The organism is Aquamicrobium defluvii (assembly GCF_004363725.1).
Classification (GTDB): domain Bacteria; phylum Pseudomonadota; class Alphaproteobacteria; order Rhizobiales; family Rhizobiaceae; genus Mesorhizobium; species Mesorhizobium defluvii.
Window position 1 is genome coordinate 87476 of record NZ_SNZF01000003.1, and the last position, 19143, is coordinate 106618.

Consider the following 19143-nt stretch of genomic DNA (forward strand, 5'->3'; position numbering starts at 1 on the left):
GGGCTTTTCCGCATCCCGCGGGACGCATCGGAAGCCCTGCTGCGTTACATTCTGCATACCGGTCCGGGATCCGGCGACCGGCAGCACAGGCACCGGCACGCGCAGACAGGCACGCGAAACTCTGCCATGAGGTGGAGGACGCAACCGATCTTGTCAATGCCGCCAATGCACGCGGCTGCCACGTGATGAAAAATCACATCAGGCGCGGGCGCCGGTGGACATCTTCAAAATGCGGCTGTCCGTCAATCCGATAAAACCGGCCTCCCCAGCCAGCGGCCTGACGCCGCTGACGGGATCTGCCTTATTTCCGGCCATCGGGCCGGTGGAAATTCAGTGAGAGGTCGGTTGGGCCCTGAGTTTCTCAATCTCGTCCTTGATGGCCAGCTTGCGTCGCTTCAGATTCGCGATTTCGAGATCGTCCGTGGAAGGATGTTGCATGGCTGAATCGATCTGCCGCTCGATATCGCTGTGCTTCCTGTGCAATTCGTCAAGATGGGATGCAAGAGACATGATTGGTTCTCCCTTTCATGGTTTCCTCGACTGCAGCCGCCACCGATGTTGCCGGCCCACATTTGTGACGGCTGGATGACACTGTGCCATCAACCGGGGCGGTTGTCGAACGCATAAGCGTTGCATTTCACCCGTGACCAAAATGTGGTACTGATTTGCCAGTGAGCGATTTTCTGATCGCTCCCCGCCCGATCTGATACCCGCCGCCGCAGCGTTGCGGGCGTCGAAATTTACATATGGTAGGTAATGTCCGAGCAGGAACAGGCCGAGATTCGACTCGAATTCGCGCGTTTGAAGCAGGACCACGCCGATTTCGACGCCGCCATAAACGCCATGGTGGCCACGGGCTGCGACCCCTTGCAGATCCAGCGAATGAAAAAGAAGAAACTGGCGCTGAAAGACAGGTTGCGCGCGCTGGAAGACCGCATCATCCCCGACATCATTGCCTGAGCGGATTGTTCTGGCGACGAATCGTCGGTCTGCCCCGGAAGGCGCGGCCGGACGCAGGGGCGATTCCCATGCATGTATGGAAACAACGTCTGAAAATGCGTCCGCCACAGCCATATGCGGTCTGGTGTGACGGAACCTCCCTGCCTGTGCCGGCTGGAGCGGCGGACGCCCGGACAGATCCGGGCTGCCGCTCCAGCTGTTTGTTTTCGCCGCATTTATGCAACGTCAGGTGATTCCACCTGACTGCAAAATGCTCTACCTGTCAGTGACGATCTTGACCTTGTCGCCGGCCGAAAGCGTGGTTCCAGGCCCAAGCGCGTTCAGAACCCGGAAGAGGTCGAGCTTGCGGTCCACACCCACCATCTGGGCCGCCAGCGTGCCCATGGTCTGGCCCGGCCTCACCGTCACCACCCGTATGCGCAGCGGCTTCAGCGCGTCCCTCTCGGCCTGGGTGAGGATGCGGAACGAGCCGCCGACCACACGCGCGACGCTGTCCAGCGAAGTGCTGGCGGCCGGGGCTGCCGTAAGCAGCCGGTAAACCTGACTGCCGGCGCGGATCACGGTAACGTCGAATTGCCAGCCCTCGGCCCGCGCCCGCGCGGTCGCCGCCGGATTGCCGTTGATGGTCGTTTCGCGCACGCTCGATGCATCGAGCCCGGCCACCCAGCCGCTGCGGATATAGTCGCCCAGCGAGCGGCCGGGATCGAGCGAGACACCATCGAAGCGCACCGCCATATCGCCCGGTCCGGTCGCGGTGACAGCGGTGGCCGAATTGTCGATCATGAAGCCGTCCGGCACCGAGAAGGAAATGCCGAGCTTCGGATGCAGGAAATTGTTGCCGCGCACATAGCCCTCGTCCGGTGTGTCGCCGTAGAGCAGCCCGTCGATGCCGGCCAGATAGCTGTCGCGGTCGCGCGTGCCGACACCCGGCTGGCCGAACTGCCGCGCATGACGCAGCGCCAGTTCGATGCGCTGGGGCGTGTTCGGATGCGTTGCAAGGAAATCGAGGCTCGCATCGGTGGCGCCGCTGACCGAGCGGAAATCCGTATAGGCCGACATGGATTGCAGGAAGCGGCTCGCCGCATAGGGATCGTAACCCGCCTCGCCCACGGACTTGATGCCGATGACGTCGGCTTCAAGTTCCTGATTGCGCGAGAACTGGGCCAGCCTGAGCTTGCCCCGGATGAGTGCCGCCTTGGCGGTCGGGCTGTCGCCGAGCACGTCGGAGACGACCTTGGTGGCGATGCCCGCTTCCGCCTCCAGCCGCTGCCGCTGGAGCCCGTGATTGGCGGTGACATGGCCCATCTCATGCGCCACGACCGCCGCCAGCTCCGAGGAATCGTTGGCCAGCGCCAGCAAGCCGCGGGTGATGTAGAGATAGCCGCCCGGCAGCGCGAAGGCGTTGACATTGGGCGAATTGAGAATGGTGATGCGGTAGTTCTGTGTCGGATTGGCCGAAACCGTGGTCAGGCTGCCGATGACCTTGGCCACCATCCGCTCCAGCTTCGGGTCGGAATATTCGCCGCCATAGGTGGCCAGAATGCGCGGATGCTGGGCGCGCGCCAGTTCCGCCAGCTTGTTGTTGGCCGTGACATTGTCCACCGTCACCGGTTTGGTGGAAGGCCGGAAGGCCGATTCCTGCATGTCCGGCGGCACGATGGTCTGACAGGCCGCCAGCGTCACAGCGATACCGGCCAGCGCGAACATCCGCGCCGGAGACAGCTTTCGGTCAGGCTTCAGGACGGACGACAGCTGGGCTTCCTTTCCTCGTCTGCGGCATCAGCCGCTACCGTGCCCCGGACGGCTGCACACCACCGGCCGCGATTCGACCGATCCTGCCATATTCCCTAATGTCGCATTGATGGCAAATTATGTCCGCATGCGGGCAACCGTTTCAGGAAGCGCCGATATAGCGCCGGAAAGCCTCCGGTCCACCCCCGCCGAAGAATTCCCCGATCGCACCTGTCGCCGCCACCCGGCCACCCTCGATGAAGACCATGTCGTGCGAAATGCGCCGCGCATCCTCCGGCTGGTGAGTGACGAACAGCACCGTCATGCCGCGTTCTTCCTGCATGGCGGCAACCAGTTCCAGCATGTCCTCGCGCAGCGCCGGGCCGAGCGAGGCGAAGGGCTCATCCAGAAGCAGCACCGGCCGCTCGCGCACCAGCACCCGCGCCAGCGCCACCCGCTGGCGCTCGCCGCCCGACAATTCGCGGGGCAGACGCCGTCCCTTGCCGCCGAGCCCGGTGTGCTCCAGCGCCCCGGCCACCGCCGTGCGGTCGGCATCTGTCAGCCGCAGCGATGGCGAACGGCCGAGCCCGACATTCTGCTCCACGGTGAGATGCGCGAACAGATTGTTTTCCTGAAACACCATGGATACGGGCCGCGCCGCCGGCGGATCGACCGTGACGTCCCGCTCCCCGATCAGCACGCGGCCGGAGGCCGGCATCTCGAAACCGGCGACGAGGTTGAGCAGGGTCGACTTGCCCGACCCGCTCGGCCCCATGACGGCGGTGACGCGGCCGGGCCGGAACGTCACGTCGAACTCGAACGCCGCCTCGCCATAGCTGAAGCTCACATTGTTCAGCCTGACTTCGGCGGGGGAGTTTGCTGTGGGCTTCATTGCCGCGTCTCCTTAGAGCGCCGTGCGTCCTTCGGACGCACAAAGGACGCTCTAACACTTAGATTGAGCATCGGAATCATCCGAAAACCGAGTCCACTTTTCGGTCCGATGCTTTGCCCAGCCGGGTGGACAGGAACATCAACGCGAGACAGGCCAGTCCCAGAATAAGCGCCAGCCCCGCAGCATCGGCGGTGCGGTAGCTGCCCATGCGCGCCAGAAGCAGATAGGGCAGGGTCTGCACCGCATCCGAGCCGAACAGCGCGATCACGCCGAGATCGCCGAGCGACAGCGCCATGGCGAAGGCGGCGGCGGTTGCCAGCGGGCGGCGCAGCGAGGGCCAGTCGATCAGCCGAAGCCGCGTCCAGCCAGCGATGCCGAGTTGGGCGCACAGCCGCTCATGGCGGGCGCTCGCCGCATCGTAAGCGGGACGAAGCGCCCTGAGCGCAAACGGCATCGCCATCACCGCATTGACGGTGACCACCAGCACCGGCGCGAAGGCAAACACATCGGCCACATGGCGCAGCAGGATGAACCAGCCGGCACCGACGACGATCGGCGGCACCACCAGCACGAAGCCAGCCCCGGTGTCGGTGGCATATTGCAGCAGCGGGCGACGCGCACCGGCGGGGCGCAGGGCAAGCGCCTGCCTTGCCATCACCAGCGCCATGGAAAGCGCTGCCGCCAGCAGCGCCGACAGCAGCGCGAGAACAAGGCTGGTCAGCGCCGCGCGCTGCACCGCCGGCTCCAGAACGAGCCGGCCAAGCTCGGCCTGCAAGCCAGCCACCACGGTTGCCGCCATGGGGCCGGCGACGAACAGCAGGGCGAGCACGATCAATGCGCCATTCAGCGCCGTCTCCCCGCGGCCTGCCGAAACGAACCGCCGAGGTGCAACCGAAAGGCTGGCCTCCGCCGCCGTGTTGGCCCCGAGGCGGGTCAGCACGAAGACGATGACGAATGTCAGCGTTACCTGCAAGACGGTCAGCGCCACGGCGCGGGCGGGATCGAAATCGAAGCGCAGCGCCTGATAGATCGCCACCTCCAGCGTGGTGGCGCGCGGGCCGCCGCCGAGCGTGAGCACGATGGTGAAGGAGGTGACGCACAGCATGAACACCAGGCCGGCGACCCCCGGCAGGGCCTGCCGCAGCACCGGCCATTCGATCAGCCGGAAACCGGCCCGCGCGCCCATGCCAAGCTGGCTCGCCAGCCGCCACTGATCGGACGGCACCGTCTGCAAGGCTTCGACGAACAGCCGTACGCTCAGCGGCAGGTTGAAGAACACATGCGCGACCAGAATGCCGGAAAGCCCGTAGATGCCCGGCCATGTATCGCCGCCGAGCATGGAGAGCAGTGCGGCGAAATAGCCGGCGCGGCCATAGAGGGCCAGCACGCCCAGCGCCGCGACAAGAGCCGGCAGCGCAAGCGGCACGGCGAAGAGTTGCAGGATCAGGCCGCGTCCCGGAAAATGCGGGTGGCGAACCAAAGCTCGCGCCACGAACAGCGCCGGCACCACCGAGACCAACGTCGACAGCAGCGCCTGCCACAGCGTGAAGCGCGCGACCCGCAGCATATAGGGATCGAAGGCGGCCAGCGCGCCGGACAGGTCGCGCAGGCCCTCGACGATGAGGCCGGCGAACGCCCCGCCGATCAGCAGCGAGATCGCCGCCAGCGCGACGATGCCGGCGGCTGTGCGAAAGTCGCTGTGTCCGGGATTTCCAGCGCCGGTCAAGTGCTTACCGGCCCATGACGGCCAGCCACTCGTCCACCCATGCCTTGCGGTTGTCGGCCACGTCCTGCGGGCTGAATTGCAGGGTCTTTGCCGGCTTCACGAGCTTGTCGAAGGCAGGGTCGAGCGGCTTGTCGGTCCTGGCCGCAGGATACATCCACTGCGTTTCCGGCACCGCGTCCTGAAAGCCCGACCCGGTCATGAAGGCGAGGAATTCCTCGGCGAGCGGGTTCTTCGCCCCGGCAATGGTGATGCCGGCCACCTCGACCTGAAGATAATGCCCTTCCGCAAAGGCTGCGGCCTGATAGCGCTCGGTCTTGTCGGCGATCATGTGATAGGCCGGCGAGGTGGTGTAGGACAGCACCATCGGCGCCTCGCCCTTGGTGAACAGCCCGTAGGCCTCGCTCCAGCCGGGCGTCACCGTCAGCACGCGGCCCTTGAGCTTCTCCCATGCCGCGCCCGCCTCCTCGCCATAGACGGAGCGCACCCACAGAAGCAGGCCGAGGCCGGGCGTCGAGGTGCGCGGGTCCTGGATGACGATTTTCTGGTTCTGGTCTCCCTCGACCAGTTCCTTCAGGCTGGCCGGCGGATTGGGCAGCTTTTCGGTGTCGTAGACCACGGCGAAATAGCCGTAGTCGTAGGGCACGAACATGTCGTCGTTCCAGCCCCCCGGCACATTCACCTGCGGCGTCGCACCATGGGCCACGAACAGCCCCGTACCCCGCGCCTCGGCGGTGAGGTTGGTGTCGAGGCCGAGCACGATGTCGGCCTTGGTGGACGCGCCTTCCAGCTTCAGCCGGTTGAGCAGGGCAACACCGTCCGCCACCGAGACGAAATCGACCTCACAGCCGCATTCAGCCTCGAAATTCGTCTTCACCTGCGGGCCGGGGCCCCAGTCGGCGGTGAAGCTGTCATAGGTGTAGATGGTCAGCTTGCCTTGTGCCGAAGCGGGTGCGGCGGCCAGCAGGGCCGCAACTGACAGAATGGATAAGAGCATTGTGCGCATCGGCGCCTCCTTCGTTTCATTTCAGGGGGTCGAGGCGCCGGATGTCCGACAGCTTCTAATCCCTCCGCCGGTACAAGCCGGATCAGGTTCAGCGGGTTGGCCTTGGCCTCTCAGCCGGGCCGCGAAAACGCGTCCGGCACCCCGTTAGAGCATTTCCAGAGATAGGCCCCCGCACGCCGCGACGCAAGAGAGGCCGCGCTCTTCCGTTCCATGAAAGGGACTGCTAATGCCCTCGTCCCATGAGCCGATACACCATCCTTCTCGGCGGCGGGCTTGTCCGCACCCCCGCCCTCGACCGCCAGATCGCGGGAACGCGCGTCATTGCCGCCGATTCCGGCATCCGCCATGCCGAAACCCTCGGCATCGTGCCGGAGCTTTGGGTGGGCGACTTCGATTCCGCGCCCCCGGCGCTGCCGGAGCGGCTGAAAGCGGTGCCGAAGCGGCAATTCCCCTCCGACAAGGACAGCACCGACGGCGAACTGGCCGTGGACATCGCGCTGGAGCAGGGCGCGACCGCTCTTGTGCTGGCCGGCGCATTCGGCGGCCCGCGCGCCGACCACAGCTTCCTGCATATGGCGCTTGCCTTGCGGCTGGCAGAAAAGGGCATCGACGCGCTGCTCACCAGCGGCACGCAGGAGGGACGGCCCCTTCTGCACGCGGAAGCCGTTTTCGGCTACGGCGACGGCACGCTGTTTTCCATCCTCGGGTTTTCGGAGCTGAGCGGCCTTACCGTGCGCGGCGCGAAGTGGCCGCTCGATGGCGTGAGCGTACCATTCGGCTCATCGCTTACCATGTCGAACGAGGTTCGTGGCCAGCTCAGCGTGAAGCTTGGCCAGGGCCGCGCCCTGTTGCTCGCTCATCCACTTACCGGGAAGGAGGTCTGACATGGCCCCGCCGCTTCTGAACCTCGCCGGCATCCGCCTGACATTCGGCGGCACGCCGCTGCTCGACGGCGCGGACCTCACTGTTGGCCCCGGCGACCGCATCGCGCTGGTCGGCCGCAACGGCTCCGGCAAATCGACGCTGCTGAAGATCGCAGCCGGACTTGCGGAAGCGCAGGACGGCGAGATTTTCCGCCAGCCCACCGCCACCATCCGCTATCTGCCGCAGGCGCCCGACATGGACGGCTTCGCCACCGTACGCGCCTATGTCGAGGCGGGGCTCGGCCCGGCCGACGATCCCTATCGCGCCACCTATCTGCTCGAACATCTGGGCCTCACCGGCGAGGAAAAGCCGGCAGAGCTTTCGGGCGGCGAGGCGAGGCGCGCAGCCCTTGCCCGCGTCATGGCCCCGGAGCCCGACATCCTGCTGCTCGACGAGCCGACCAACCATCTCGACCTCAACGTCATCGAATGGCTGGAGGAAGAGCTGATCCGCTCCTCCTCGGCGCTGGTCGTCATCTCGCACGACCGCCGCTTCCTCGAACGCGTGTCGCGCGCCACCGTCTGGCTGGATCGCGGCCAGACAAGGCGTCTCGACCGGAGCTTTGCCCATTTCGAGGAATGGCGCGACCGGATTCTGGAGGAAGAAGAGCGCGACCAGCACAAGCTCGGCCGCCAGATCGCGCGCGAGGAGCATTGGCTGCGCTATGGCGTCACCGCCCGACGAAAGCGCAATGTGCGCCGCCTCGGCGAGTTGCAGGCGCTGCGCCAGCGCCACCGCAGCCACAGGGGCGCGGAAGGCGCGGCCACCATGGTGGCCAGCGACGCCGCCGAATCCGGCAAGCTGGTGATCGAGGCGAAGTCGATCTCCAAGAGCTTCGGCGATCTCGTCGTGGTCCGGGATTTCTCGACCCGCATCCAGCGCGGCGACCGCATCGGGCTCGTCGGCCCCAATGGTGCCGGCAAGACCACGCTGCTGAAGATGCTGACCGGCGAACTTGCACCCGACACAGGCAGCGTGCGCCTCGGCGTCAATCTGGAGATCGCCACGCTCGACCAGAAGCGCGAGGCCGCCGATCCGCAGGAAACGCTGGCCCACTATCTCACCGATGGGCGCGGCGAGAGCCTGGTCGTCAATGGCGAGCAGCGCCATGTCGTGTCCTACATGAAGGACTTCCTGTTCAAGCCGGAGCAGGCGCGCACGCCGGTGCGCGAGCTTTCGGGCGGCGAGCGCGCCCGGCTGCTGCTGGCGCGCGTGCTGGCCCGCCCCGCCAACCTGCTGGTGCTGGACGAGCCGACCAACGACCTCGACATGGAGACGCTGGAACTGTTGCAGGAACTGGTGGCGGGCTTTGCCGGCACGGTTATCCTCGTCAGCCACGACCGCGACTTCCTCGACCGCACCGTGACCAGCGTGATCGTGCCCGATGGTGACGGGCGCTGGATCGAATATGCCGGCGGCTATTCCGACATGCTCGCCCAGCGCGGCGCCTCGAAGCTGGACGACCGCAAGCTGCGCGCCCGCACCGCCGGCGACGAGGACAAGCCCGCCGTGAGGCCGCAGGAGACGGCGAAGGCCGTGTCGAAAAAGCTGTCCTACAAGCAGAAATTCGCGCTGGAGAGCCTGCCGAAGAAGATCGAGGCGGCGACCGATACCATCAACCGGCTTGAGGACCAGATCGCCGATCCGGGCTTCTACGACCGCGATCCCGTCGGCTTCCAGAAGACCATCGCCGCCCTCGACAAGGAACGCGCGGCGCTGGCCGCGATGGAAGAGGAATGGCTTGAACTGGAAATGCTGCGCGAGGAGATCGAAGGGTAGAGCATTTTGCAGTCGGACGGAACCGTCTTACGTGGCATAAATGCGCTCAGGTAAAGAGACTGAAGCAGCGTTCGGCAGAACGCCCGCCGGCCGCGGAATATCTACCGGCGACCCGCAGCCAGCCAGCTTCCCCGCCTTCTGATGGCTCGCCATGAACGGCCATCGATTGCCGCAAGACCGAGGCCGATCAGCGCCATGCCGGCCAGATGACGCGGCAGAAGCACTTCATCCAGAAACAGGAAACCGAGAAGGATGGCGCTGACCGGTACGAGGAAGGTGACAAGCGCCAGATTGCTGGCGCCCGCCGTGGCCAGCAGGCGGAAATACAGCACATAGGCGAGCGCCGTCGACAGCACCGCCAGTCCGGCCACCGCGCCAAGTGCGGCCAGGCCGGGCATCGGCAACGTCCACGGCCGGTCGACGAGCAGCATCACCGGAACGAGCAACACGCTCGCCGCCACCACCTGCCCTGTCGCCGTCACCAGCGCGGGCACGCCCATGGCGCGGAAGCGCCGCCCGTAGATGCTGGCCAGCGCATAGGACACAGTGGCCGAAAGGCACATGAGCTGAGCGGTGACATGACTGCCGAGCGCCTGCACGGCATCGAGGCCGACCATGACGGCGACCCCGACAAAGCCGACCAGCACCCCCGCCAGCCGGTTGCCCGTCATCTTCTCGTCCGCAGTCAGGAAATGGGCGAACAGCACGGTGAACAGCGGCGTCGCGGCATTGAGGATCGAGGCGACGCCCGAGGCGATGTGCTGCTGGCCGCCGACAATGAGCGAGAAGGGGATGGCGTTGTTGAGGAGACCTATGCCGAAGAAGGCCGCCCAGATGCGCCGCTGCCCCGGCAGCTTCAGGCCCATGACCCTGAGCAGGCACAGCATCAGCACCGCCGCCACGGCCACCCGGCCGACCACCACGGTGAACACCGGCAGTTCCTTCACCGCCACGGCATTGAAGAAGAACGAGCCGCCCCACAGCAGGGACAGAAAAAGCAGCGTCGCCCACTCGGCCAGGGTCATCGGCCGGTTGGCGGGAATTTCGTTCGACATCGCTCACCTCACGACGGCACCATGCCGCACCGGCCGCAGCCATGCCACAGGCACTTGCCGCACTCGACCCGTTTCCCGACCCACCGGTCCTACTTGCGGCCGTTTCCGGCAAAGGCGGCGCTGACGCCGAGCCCGATGAACAGAACGCCGCTGACATAGCGCTCGAAACGCAGATAGGCGCGGCTTTGCCTCAGCCTGTCACCCAGGGCGCCGGCCGCGAAGGCGTAGCATCCGTCGCTGATGAAGCCGAGCAGGGTGAAGACAAGACCGAGGAAGGCGATCTGCATGGCGACATGGCCGCGCTCCACCTCGACGAATTGTGGCAGGAAGGCGAGGAAGAACAAGGCGGTCTTCGGATTGAGCAGGTTGACGATGAAACCGTCGCGAAAAAGGCGACGATAGCTGTGCGGCTGCAACTCCATGTCCGGATCGGCTTCCTCGTCGCGCCCGAAGAGCTTCTTCAGGCCCAGCCAGATCAGATAGGCGGCCCCGGCATATTTGACGACCGAAAAGGCGATCGCGGACGAGGCGAGCAGGGCGGAAAGGCCGAGCGCGGCGGCGGCAACATGGATCAGCGTCGCGGAATGGATGCCGATGTCGGAGACCAGCCCCGCCTTGCGGCCCTGTGCAATCGAGCGCGCGACGATGTAGAGAACGGCGGGCCCGGGAATGATGAGCAGAACGATTGCCGCCGTGACGAACAGCGCGAGATTGGCCGCGCTCGGGACAACGACTTCCATGACACCCTCCCCCGGCTGCCTCGCAGGCGCGCCCGAACCTTGTCGCCTTCCGGCAGGCAGGATCGGCAACCCCGCTGCCGCGGTCGGCCCTATCCAGCCGTCTTCGCCTGCCAGGCCCTGATCGCCTCGTCGAACACCTTGCCGCCCGGCATGCCCTTTTCCATGGTGAGCAATGCGCGGCGGCCCGACTTGTAGATCACCGGAACGTCGATCCACTCCTGATTGCGCAACAGGGACAGGTTGGCGTCCTCATCGGCCTTCGTATCGTTAAGCGCGACGAGGAAATAGCCATCGGCAATCTTGGCAGGGATGCCGATCAGGGGGCTGCCCGCATCCTGTTCGGCCTTCTTCAGCGCGATGCGCAGCAGATTGTCGATGCCGCCGCCCTCGAAGCCGGCCGGCGTCAGGAAGATCATCTCGATGATGTGGCTGGCCGGCAGCGTCTCGTCGGCGTTGCGGCGGATTGTCATGCGAAGCTGCACGTCCTTGCCCGGAATCTGCACCTCGCCCCGGATGGCCGGCTCAGGCGGCTCGTCGCCGCCCGGCGATTCCTGCACCAGGGACCACACCACGTTTCCGGCCTCCGCCGAACCCTGCGCCACGTTGGTGCGCTCTTCATAGTAGATCGCCTTCTGGCCGACGGCGACGCCTGCCTGAGCGCTCTCGCCCTGCGGAGCGGGCTGCGAGCCGGGCGCGGCGGGCTGGCCTGCATCGGGCGCGGAAGCCGGCGGCGGCGTGGTCAGGGCCACCACGGACGAGCCTTCGCCGATGGTGCTGCCGCCGCCGGCGGGGCCGGGATCGACCTCCTTGCCGTCCGGCAGCAGGCGCTGCGTGAATTTCTCGGAGGTCTCGCCGCCATTGCCGGCAGGCGACGGAGCGGGGGCGGGAGGCTCGGCCGATGCCGTTTCCTCGCCGGGCGGCGGGACTTTCACAGGCTTGACGACGACCGGCTTCGGTTCGCCGCTGTCGCCTGCGAACATGGTGCCGATGGCATCCTTGTTGAGCCACGCCGCATATCCGCCGCCAGCCAGAACCACGAGAGCGGCGACTGCCGCAATGATGCCCTTGTAGCTTCGACGCCCGTCTTCTTCCTCCTCCTCGTCGAACGCCAGTTCCGGCCTTCGCTCGACGCGGGGAGAGTCCGGGTGATGGGTTTCCGGCACACGGTCGAAAACGTCATCGGCATCGTCATGCACCGGAACGCTGCCCGCCAGCGGACGATCGAAACCGGATGGCTGAGGAGCGGCAGGCGTCGCCCCCTGCGGCGGCACCGTGGCTTCCGGCGCGGGCTCCCTGCGGGTCTCAGGCGCCGGTGGCTGCTGTGGAGCCGGCGGCACGGGCTTTCCGGCCGCCGCCGGCTCGACGGCCTGTTCGGGCGCCTTTGGCGCAGGCTCCGGCGTGCCGGTGACCGAAGAGCTTGCGACGGGCCTGGGCGTTGCAGGCGGCGCTGCGGGCGGGGAAACGGAGGGAGCCGCATGTGCGGTCTGGTTCTTGTTGCGGTCGATGGAAGAGAACAGATGTTCCAGTTCGGCCAGCGGATCGACCTCTGCCGGAGGAGGAGGCGCATATTCGCGCTCCACCGCGGCGATGGCGTCCTCAAGCATCTTCTTCTGGCGCTCCGCCACCGCCGCCGGCGGCTGCGGATCGAGCGCGGCGAGCTTGGCGGCAATGGTGGCGCGGGCCTTGTCGTAGACCCTGGACCGTATTTCAGGCGTGGTTTCGCCGAGCCCGCCGAGCGTCTTTTTCAGAACCGCTACGAAATCTGCCATGCTTTTATCAGACCTGTGCTTGTCACCGGCGGCGCAGGGCTCATGCGGCCTGCCCCGCCGAACGGGCATAGTTAGTCCTGAAACGGGTCCGTCACAAGTATCGTGTCGTCCCGCTCCGGGCTGGTTGAGAGCAACGCAACCGGGGCTCCGATCAGCTCCTCGATGTGGCGCACATATTTAACTGCCTGCGCGGGCAAATCGTTCCAGCTCCGCGCGCCGGCGGTGGTTTCCTTCCAGCCCTCCAGCGTCTCGTAGACCGGCTGCACGCGCGCCTGCGCGCCCTGGCTGGCCGGCAGATAGTCGATCTTCTCGCCATCGAGCATGTAGCCGGTGCACACCCTGATCTCGTCGAGCCCGTCGAGAACGTCGAGCTTGGTGAGCGCGATGCCCTTGATGCCGTTGACGGCCACGGCCTGACGCACCAGCACCGCATCGAACCAGCCGCAGCGGCGCTTGCGGCCGGTGACGACACCGAACTCATGGCCGCGCGTGCCGAGGAACTCGCCGATCTCGTTGACCTGCTCGGTCGGGAACGGACCTTCGCCGACGCGGGTCGTGTAAGCCTTGGTGATGCCCAGCACATAGCTGAGCGCGCCCGGCCCGATGCCGGAGCCGGCCGCCGCCTGTCCCGCCACCGTGTTGGACGAGGTGACGAACGGATAGGTGCCGTGGTCTATATCGAGCAGCGTGCCCTGCGCGCCTTCGAACAGGATGCGCTCGCCGGCCTTGCGGCTGTCATCGAGCACCTTCCACACGCGGTCCATATAGGGCAGCACCTCGCTGGCGACGGAGGTCAGTTCCTGCATGATCGCCTCATGCTCCACTTCCTCGTGGCCGAGGCCCTTGCGCAACGCATTGTGATGCGTCAGCAGGCGATCCACCTTGGCCGGAAGCGTATCCAGATCCGCCAAATCCATCACCCTGATGCCACGGCGACCGACCTTGTCCTCATAGGCAGGACCGATGCCGCGCCGGGTCGTCCCGATCTTCGTTCCGGAATTGGAGGCCGCGTCCTCGCGGAAACCGTCCAGTTCCCTGTGCAGCGACAATATAAGCGCAGTGTTTTCGGCAATTTTCAGGTTGTCCGGGGTGATTTCCACGCCCTGACCGCGCAGCTTGGCCACTTCGGCCACGAAGGCATGCGGATCGAACACCACGCCGTTGCCGATGATCGACAGCTTGTTGCGCACCACGCCCGACGGAAGCAGCGACAGCTTGTAGACGTTGCCGTCGACGACGAGCGTATGCCCGGCATTGTGCCCGCCCTGGAAGCGCACCACCACATCGGCGCGCTCCGACAGCCAGTCCACGATCTTGCCCTTGCCTTCGTCGCCCCATTGCGAGCCGACGACCACCACATTGGCCATGTCTTCTTCCCTTCCATCGGGCCGCAGCCGAGCGCGCCCGTAAAAACGACAGGCCTCTATAGCGTCCCGAAACGCCGCGCGCGACCTTTGTTTGCCGTTTCAGGGCAGAGGCGGCACAACAATTTTGGCCTGGCTGCGATTTATCTGCCATGAAGGCGCATGACAACTTCCCGAGTCCACGCGCATCCGGTTCCCACGGTCCTCACTTCATGAAACAGAACCCCTATATTCTGCTGGCAGCAGCCACCCTGTTCTGGGCCGGCAACTCCGTGGCGGGCAAGATGGCCGTGGGCCACGTCTCGCCGATGTTCCTGAACGCCATTCGCTGGGGTGTGGTGATGGTGATCCTCGGCCTTGCCGGCCGCCGGGAGATCGCAATGGACTGGGCGGTCATCCGGCAGCGCAAATGGTATCTTCTGGCCATGGGCGCCATCGGCTTCACCCTGTTCAGCGCGGCCCTCTACAGCGCCCTGCTCTACACCTCTGCCACCAATGCCAGCATCGAGCAGGGCGGCATCCCGCTGCTGGTCTTCATCTTCAGCTATCTGCTCTATGGCACCCGGACCACGCTCGCCCAGCTTGGCGGTTTCGTCATTTCGTTCATCGGAATCGTCCTCACCGCGACGCATGGGGCGCCCGGGCGGCTCCTCCAGCTGGACGTCAATTACGGCGATGCGCTGATGATCGTCGCCATCCTCACCTACGGCTTCTATACCGCCGCCCTGCGACGCAAGCCGCAGCTTCACTGGATGAGCCTGATGGTGGCGCTGTGCGCCGGCGCCTTTGCCAGCGCCCTGCCGTTCCTGTGGGCGGAAGCGGCATCGGGCGCCCTGATCCTGCCCGATGCGACCGGCTGGGCAATCATCGTCTATGTCGTGCTGTTCCCGTCGCTGCTGTCGCAGATCACCTATATCCGCGGCGTCGAACTGATCGGCGCCAACCGGGCCGGCCTGTTCATCAACCTTCTGCCGGTCTGGGGCGCATTCCTGGCGGTCGTCGTCCTCGGCGAGGATTTCCAGACCTATCACGCCATCGCGCTGGTTCTGGTTCTCTCGGGCGTGCTGATCGCAGAATATGACGGCCGCCGCAGGGCCGCATCCGCCCCGTAAACCGGAACGCGGCAGCCTGAAAGCGGCCGGGGAAAATCCCCGGCCGCAGCTTGCCTACAGGCCGTTGACGTCGAATTGCAGGCGCTTGGCCGAATCTATGGCCTGATGGGAACGCACCTCTTCCAGCACATTTTCAGGGAACGGCGCATCGAGATAGAGCAGCGCGATGGCATCGCCGCCCGGCCGGTTGCGGCCCAGCGCGAAGTTGGCGATGTTGACGCTGTTCTTGCCGCACAGCGTTCCCAGGAGGCCGATGATACCCGGCGCATCGGCATTGGTGGTGTAGAGCATATGCTGGCCCACCTCGGCATCGAGATTGATGCCCTTGATCTGGATGAAGCGCGGCTTGCCGTCGGAGAAGCAGGTGCCGGCGATGGAACGCTCCATGTGCTCGGTCTTCACCGTCAGCCTGATATAGCCATCGAAGACGCCGGACTTGTCGCGCTTGACCTCGGCAACGATGATGCCGCGCTCCTTCACCATGATCGGCGCAGACACCATGTTGACGTCAGCCACCTGCGGACGGATCAGTCCGGCAAGGGCGGCGCTGATCAGCGCCCTGGTGTTCATCTGGGCAGTCAGGCCATCGAACAGGATCTCGACTTCCTTGATCGGATCTTCCGTCACCTGCCCGACGAAGGCGCCGAGCACTTCGGCGAGCTTCACGAAGGGCTTGAGGCGCGGCGCTTCCTCGGCGGTGATCGACGGCATGTTGATGGCGTTGGAAACCGCGCCCTTGATCAGGTAGTCCGACATCTGCTCGGCCACCTGCAGGGCGACATTCTCCTGCGCTTCCGAGGTCGAGGCGCCCAGATGCGGCGTGCAGACCACGTTCTCCATGCCGAACAGCGGATTTTCAGTCGCCGGTTCGACCTCGAACACATCGATGCCGGCGCCCGCCACCTTGCCGCTCTTCAGCGCGGCGATAAGGTCCGCCTCGACGATCAGCCCGCCGCGGGCGCAATTGATGATGCGCACGCCGTCCTTCATCTTCGCAATGGATTCGGCGTTGATGATGTTGCGGGTCTTGTCGGTAAGCGGCGTGTGCAGGGTGATGAAGTCGGCGCGGGCCAGCAGCTCATCGAGTTCCACCTTCTCCACGCCCAGTTCCTCGGCCCGGCTCTCCGACAGGAACGGATCGAAGGCCACCACATGCATCTTCAGGCCGACAGCGCGCGTCGCCACGATGGAACCGATATTGCCGGCGCCGATGATGCCCAGCGTCTTGCCGGTGATCTCGACACCCATGAAGCGGTTCTTTTCCCACTTGCCTTCATGGGTGGAGGCATTGGCTTCCGGCAACTGGCGGGCAACCGCGAACATCAGCGCAATGGCGTGCTCGGCCGTGGTGATGGAATTGCCGAAAGGCGTGTTCATCACGATGATGCCGCGGCGCGAGGCGGCCGGGATATCGACATTGTCGACGCCGATGCCGGCGCGGCCCACGACCTTGAGATTGGTTGCGGCGGCGATCAGCTTTTCCGTCACCTTGGTGGCCGAGCGGATGGCAAGGCCATCGTACTGGCCGATGACTTCGAGCAGCTTTTCCTTGTCCTTGCCCAGATCGGGCAGATAATCGACCTCGACGCCGCGATCCCTGAAGATCTGGACGGCGGTGGGGGAGAGTTTGTCGGAAACGAGTACGCGGGGCGCCATCATGGCCTCCTTCGTCTGGAAATCTGGAAATCCGGGAGAGGAACGGGCCGCCTGACAACAGGCAGCCCGAAATCGCGATCAGGCAGCGGCCTTCAGCGTCGCCTTCTGCTCGGCGAAGGCCCAGTCGAGCCATGGCATCAGCGCCTCGAGATCGGAGGTCTCGACGGTCGCGCCGCACCAGATGCGCAGACCGGGAGGGGCATCGCGATAATGGCCGATGTCGTAGGCCACGCCCTGCTTGTCGAGCAATGCAACCAGCCCCTTGGCGAAAGCTGCCTGTCCGTCCGCGTCGAGCGCCGCGATGTCGGGATCGACGATCGACAGGCACACGGAGGTGTTCGAGCGCGTCTCCGGATCGACGGCCAGATGGCCGAGCCAGCCGGACTTTTCGACGAAGCGGTCGACAGCGGCGAAATTGGCGTCGGCGCGGGCAACCAGCGCATCCAGCCCGCCGATCTCCTTCGCCCAGCGCAGCGCGTCGAGATAGTCCTCGACCGCCAGCATGGAGGGCGTGTTGATGGTCTCGCCCCTGAAGATGCCTTCGATCAGCTTGCCGCCCTTGGTCATGCGGAAGATCTTGGGCAGCGGCCATGCCGGAACGTGGCTTTCCAGCCGCTCCACGGCGCGCGGCGACAGGATCAGCATGCCATGCGCGCCCTCGCCGCCCAGCACCTTCTGCCAGGAGAAGGTCACGACATCGAGCTTGGCGAAATCGAGCCGCTGCGCGAAGGCGGCGGAAGTGGCGTCACAGATGGTGAGACCCTGCCGGTCGGCGGGGATGAAATCGCCGTTGGGCACGCGCACGCCGGAGGTGGTGCCGTTCCAGGTGAAGACCACATCGCGGTCGAAATCAATCTGCGCAAGGTCCGGAAGTTCGCCATAGGGCGCCTCGAATTTGCGCACGTCGGGCAGCTTCAGCTGCTTGACCACATCGGTCACCCAGGCGGCGCCGAAGGATTCCCAGGCGACCATGTCGACGCCGCGCGGGCCGAGCAGCGACCACAGCGCCATCTCGATGGCGCCGGTGTCGGAAGCGGGCACGATGCCGATGCGATAGTCGGCCGGAACCTGTAGAATTTCACGGGTAAGATCGATGGCCTCGGCCAGCTTGTTCTTGCCAAGCTTTGCGCGATGCGAGCGCCCGAGCGCGGCATCGGCCAGCGCTTCGAGCGACCAGCCGGGACGCTTCGCGCAGGGACCAGAGGAAAAACGGGGATTGGCCGGACGCTTGTCCGGCAAAGGCAGTGCTGTCATCATGGTCTATCCTTCCAGATAGGTAGCCCCTCGTTGGGGAGGGGTGGCCCACGGACGGCGATATGCCTTCGCGGCTGCGGCGTCAAGAGGAAATTGTTTGTCGCGTGCGGAACAGGCGGCAGCCGTGTCCAGACGAAAAGGGCGAACCGGAGTCCGCCCTTTTCGACCATTCCCCGAGAGGCCGGATCACCACAGATCGTAGCGAAGGCCGACCTTGATTTCATGGGTCTTGAGATCCCCGTCACGCCCCTGGAAACCGCTCGCTCCGGCAGCGGAATCGGTGCTGTTCCACCTGTACATGTTGCCGCCGTCGACATTGCGGTACTTGTAGCCAAGGTCCAGCGTGAGATTGGGGGCAATCTCGTAGCCCACACCCGCCATCAGTGCGTAGGTGAAGCGCCAGCTGTCATCGCCGCCATGGGTGGAGGAACCAACCGCAGCGCTGGTGGTGCAGTCGTCCCCGACACAGAAACTTTCGCTGTTGAGGTTCTTCCAGCGCACGAGCGTATAGCCGAGGCCGGCGCCGACATAGGGCGTGAAACCGGCATAGGTTCCCAGGTCGACATAGCCATTGGCCATGACCCCCATGGCGGAAAACCTGGCGCTGTCTTCAGTACGGCAATTGGTCGTTACCGGCTCGCCGGCGCAGGGGCCGCCGCTGCTGGTGGTTCCGTTGAAACGTCCGCGCAGCCCCTCTGCCGTCAGATCGGCGCGCAGCCAGTCGTTGAAGTGATAACCGAAACCGGCCGCGAAGGTAAAATCGGTGTCCAGCTCGTTTGTATCGAAACTGTGGTCGGCATAGCTGCCGGGCGGCGTCGGATCGAAGGTGCGGTAGTTTGCCCGCCCGGCCTTGTCCTTGGCGATGTAGCCGATATCGCCCCGGATGTACCAGCCCGAGCCGACCTCGACTGGCACATATTCCGGTGCTTCTTCCACAAAGATCGGCGGATCGTAGTCAGCCGCCAAAGCCGGCGTGGCAACCGCCGCGGGTGCCGCCACCATCGCCGAAACGATGCAAGTCCTGAATTTCATGTCACCAACTCCCGAGGTTGGCGCTGGTCTAAAAAGGTAAACCCCAGCCGCCTTTCAGGAGAGCATTGTTAACCATAGCGGTTAAATGACCGTTAAGCCTAATGAAAGGTTGTGGAATATGCCTTCGCCCCGCCCGGCGGCGCAAT

17 protein-coding genes and 1 riboswitch are annotated in these 19143 nt (G+C 65.3%); of the genes, 5 read left to right on the forward strand and 12 right to left on the reverse strand.

Annotation, left to right across the window (positions count from 1 at the left end):
* The first annotated feature begins 214 nt into the window (after positions 1 to 214).
* Positions 215 to 337 carry a hypothetical protein gene (locus tag DES43_RS23150; protein ID WP_280940149.1) on the forward strand — a complete coding sequence of 41 codons (123 nt, stop codon included), beginning with the start codon at positions 215 to 217 and terminating at the stop codon, positions 335 to 337.
* Here DES43_RS23150 and DES43_RS03040 read toward each other — a convergent pair.
* Positions 331 to 510 (reverse strand): YdcH family protein, encoded by a 180-nt coding sequence (locus tag DES43_RS03040; RefSeq protein WP_035021979.1) that lies wholly within the window; start codon positions 508 to 510, stop codon positions 331 to 333. The genes DES43_RS23150 and DES43_RS03040 overlap by 7 nt on opposite strands.
* A gap of 246 nt (positions 511 to 756) precedes the next feature.
* Here DES43_RS03040 and DES43_RS03045 point away from each other — a divergent pair, with 246 nt between their 5' ends.
* Positions 757 to 960, forward strand: coding sequence for a YdcH family protein (locus DES43_RS03045; RefSeq protein ID WP_035021983.1), 204 nt, complete (start codon positions 757 to 759; stop codon positions 958 to 960).
* A 255-nt stretch (positions 961 to 1215) separates the two neighbouring features.
* On the opposite strand, the gene DES43_RS03050 is transcribed toward DES43_RS03045, so the two are convergent.
* The 4 genes from DES43_RS03050 to thiB form a co-directional block, all read right to left on the reverse strand.
* Positions 1216 to 2667, reverse strand: a complete 1452-nt coding sequence (locus tag DES43_RS03050) for a M48 family metalloprotease (protein ID WP_133674802.1) — start codon at positions 2665 to 2667, stop codon at positions 1216 to 1218.
* A gap of 187 nt (positions 2668 to 2854) precedes the next feature.
* Positions 2855 to 3583, reverse strand: coding sequence for a thiamine ABC transporter ATP-binding protein (gene thiQ, locus DES43_RS03055; RefSeq protein ID WP_035021989.1), 729 nt, complete (start codon positions 3581 to 3583; stop codon positions 2855 to 2857).
* Positions 3584 to 3659: 76 nt separating this feature from the next.
* Positions 3660 to 5309, reverse strand: coding sequence for a thiamine/thiamine pyrophosphate ABC transporter permease (thiP, locus tag DES43_RS03060; RefSeq protein ID WP_035021992.1), 1650 nt, complete (start codon positions 5307 to 5309; stop codon positions 3660 to 3662).
* Between the two features lie 4 nt (positions 5310 to 5313).
* Positions 5314 to 6312, reverse strand: a complete 999-nt coding sequence (gene thiB / locus DES43_RS03065) for a thiamine ABC transporter substrate binding subunit (protein WP_035021994.1) — start codon at positions 6310 to 6312, stop codon at positions 5314 to 5316.
* Positions 6313 to 6354: 42 nt separating this feature from the next.
* Positions 6355 to 6466: riboswitch (TPP riboswitch) on the reverse strand.
* Between the two features lie 85 nt (positions 6467 to 6551).
* On the opposite strand from thiB, the gene DES43_RS03070 reads away from it, so the two are divergent.
* Both DES43_RS03070 and DES43_RS03075 read left to right on the forward strand, forming a co-directional pair.
* Positions 6552 to 7196 carry a thiamine diphosphokinase gene (locus tag DES43_RS03070; protein ID WP_035021997.1) on the forward strand — a complete coding sequence of 215 codons (645 nt, stop codon included), beginning with the start codon at positions 6552 to 6554 and terminating at the stop codon, positions 7194 to 7196.
* A 1-nt stretch (position 7197) separates the two neighbouring features.
* Positions 7198 to 9015 (forward strand): ABC-F family ATP-binding cassette domain-containing protein, encoded by a 1818-nt coding sequence (locus DES43_RS03075; RefSeq protein WP_035022000.1) that lies wholly within the window; start codon positions 7198 to 7200, stop codon positions 9013 to 9015.
* Positions 9016 to 9116: 101 nt separating this feature from the next.
* Here DES43_RS03075 and DES43_RS03080 read toward each other — a convergent pair whose 3' ends face one another.
* The 4 genes from DES43_RS03080 to DES43_RS03095 form a co-directional block, all read right to left on the reverse strand.
* Positions 9117 to 10070, reverse strand: coding sequence for a DMT family transporter (locus DES43_RS03080; protein WP_245264615.1), 954 nt, complete (start codon positions 10068 to 10070; stop codon positions 9117 to 9119).
* 89 nt (positions 10071 to 10159) lie between these two features.
* Positions 10160 to 10810 (reverse strand): LysE family translocator, encoded by a 651-nt coding sequence (locus tag DES43_RS03085; RefSeq protein WP_035022002.1) that lies wholly within the window; start codon positions 10808 to 10810, stop codon positions 10160 to 10162.
* An 89-nt stretch (positions 10811 to 10899) separates the two neighbouring features.
* The gene (locus DES43_RS03090; RefSeq protein ID WP_035022004.1) at positions 10900 to 12579 is read right to left on the reverse strand and encodes a hypothetical protein; all 1680 of its coding nucleotides are present in this window, start codon (positions 12577 to 12579) and stop codon (positions 10900 to 10902) included.
* Between the two features lie 71 nt (positions 12580 to 12650).
* Positions 12651 to 13946 (reverse strand): adenylosuccinate synthase, encoded by a 1296-nt coding sequence (locus DES43_RS03095; protein WP_035022006.1) that lies wholly within the window; start codon positions 13944 to 13946, stop codon positions 12651 to 12653.
* Positions 13947 to 14155: 209 nt separating this feature from the next.
* On the opposite strand from DES43_RS03095, the gene DES43_RS03100 reads away from it, so the two are divergent.
* Complete coding sequence (locus tag DES43_RS03100) at positions 14156 to 15055, forward strand: DMT family transporter (RefSeq protein WP_051520344.1); 900 nt, start codon at positions 14156 to 14158, stop codon at positions 15053 to 15055.
* Positions 15056 to 15109: 54 nt separating this feature from the next.
* On the opposite strand, the gene serA is transcribed toward DES43_RS03100, so the two are convergent.
* The 3 genes from serA to DES43_RS03115 all read right to left on the reverse strand — a co-directional run bounded on the left by serA (position 15110) and on the right by DES43_RS03115 (position 18997).
* Complete coding sequence (gene serA, locus DES43_RS03105) at positions 15110 to 16711, reverse strand: phosphoglycerate dehydrogenase (RefSeq protein WP_035022008.1); 1602 nt, start codon at positions 16709 to 16711, stop codon at positions 15110 to 15112.
* 78 nt (positions 16712 to 16789) lie between these two features.
* On the reverse strand, positions 16790 to 17965 hold the full coding sequence (locus tag DES43_RS03110; protein WP_035022711.1) for a phosphoserine transaminase: 1176 nt from the start codon (positions 17963 to 17965) through the stop codon (positions 16790 to 16792).
* A 186-nt stretch (positions 17966 to 18151) separates the two neighbouring features.
* Entirely contained in the window at positions 18152 to 18997 is an 846-nt protein-coding gene (locus DES43_RS03115; RefSeq protein ID WP_035022010.1) for an outer membrane protein, read from the reverse strand.
* Between the last annotated feature and the right edge of the window lie 146 nt (positions 18998 to 19143).

Coding starts and splice junctions, on each gene's coding strand:
- thiQ (WP_035021989.1), bottom strand. CDS start 3,583: ATGAAGCCCACAGCAAACTCCCCCGCCGAAGTCAGGCTGAACAATGTG.
- DES43_RS03050 (WP_133674802.1), bottom strand. CDS start 2,667: ATGTTCGCGCTGGCCGGTATCGCTGTGACGCTGGCGGCCTGTCAGACC.
- DES43_RS03115 (WP_035022010.1), bottom strand. CDS start 18,997: ATGAAATTCAGGACTTGCATCGTTTCGGCGATGGTGGCGGCACCCGCG.
- thiB (WP_035021994.1), bottom strand. CDS start 6,312: ATGCGCACAATGCTCTTATCCATTCTGTCAGTTGCGGCCCTGCTGGCC.
- DES43_RS03090 (WP_035022004.1), bottom strand. CDS start 12,579: ATGGCAGATTTCGTAGCGGTTCTGAAAAAGACGCTCGGCGGGCTCGGC.
- DES43_RS03110 (WP_035022711.1), bottom strand. CDS start 17,965: ATGACAGCACTGCCTTTGCCGGACAAGCGTCCGGCCAATCCCCGTTTT.
- DES43_RS03075 (WP_035022000.1), top strand. CDS start 7,198: ATGGCCCCGCCGCTTCTGAACCTCGCCGGCATCCGCCTGACATTCGGC.
- DES43_RS03100 (WP_051520344.1), top strand. CDS start 14,156: ATGAAACAGAACCCCTATATTCTGCTGGCAGCAGCCACCCTGTTCTGG.
- serA (WP_035022008.1), bottom strand. CDS start 16,711: ATGGCGCCCCGCGTACTCGTTTCCGACAAACTCTCCCCCACCGCCGTC.
- DES43_RS03080 (WP_245264615.1), bottom strand. CDS start 10,070: ATGTCGAACGAAATTCCCGCCAACCGGCCGATGACCCTGGCCGAGTGG.
- DES43_RS03045 (WP_035021983.1), top strand. CDS start 757: ATGTCCGAGCAGGAACAGGCCGAGATTCGACTCGAATTCGCGCGTTTG.
- DES43_RS03070 (WP_035021997.1), top strand. CDS start 6,552: ATGAGCCGATACACCATCCTTCTCGGCGGCGGGCTTGTCCGCACCCCC.
- DES43_RS03095 (WP_035022006.1), bottom strand. CDS start 13,946: ATGGCCAATGTGGTGGTCGTCGGCTCGCAATGGGGCGACGAAGGCAAG.
- DES43_RS03085 (WP_035022002.1), bottom strand. CDS start 10,810: ATGGAAGTCGTTGTCCCGAGCGCGGCCAATCTCGCGCTGTTCGTCACG.
- DES43_RS03040 (WP_035021979.1), bottom strand. CDS start 510: ATGTCTCTTGCATCCCATCTTGACGAATTGCACAGGAAGCACAGCGAT.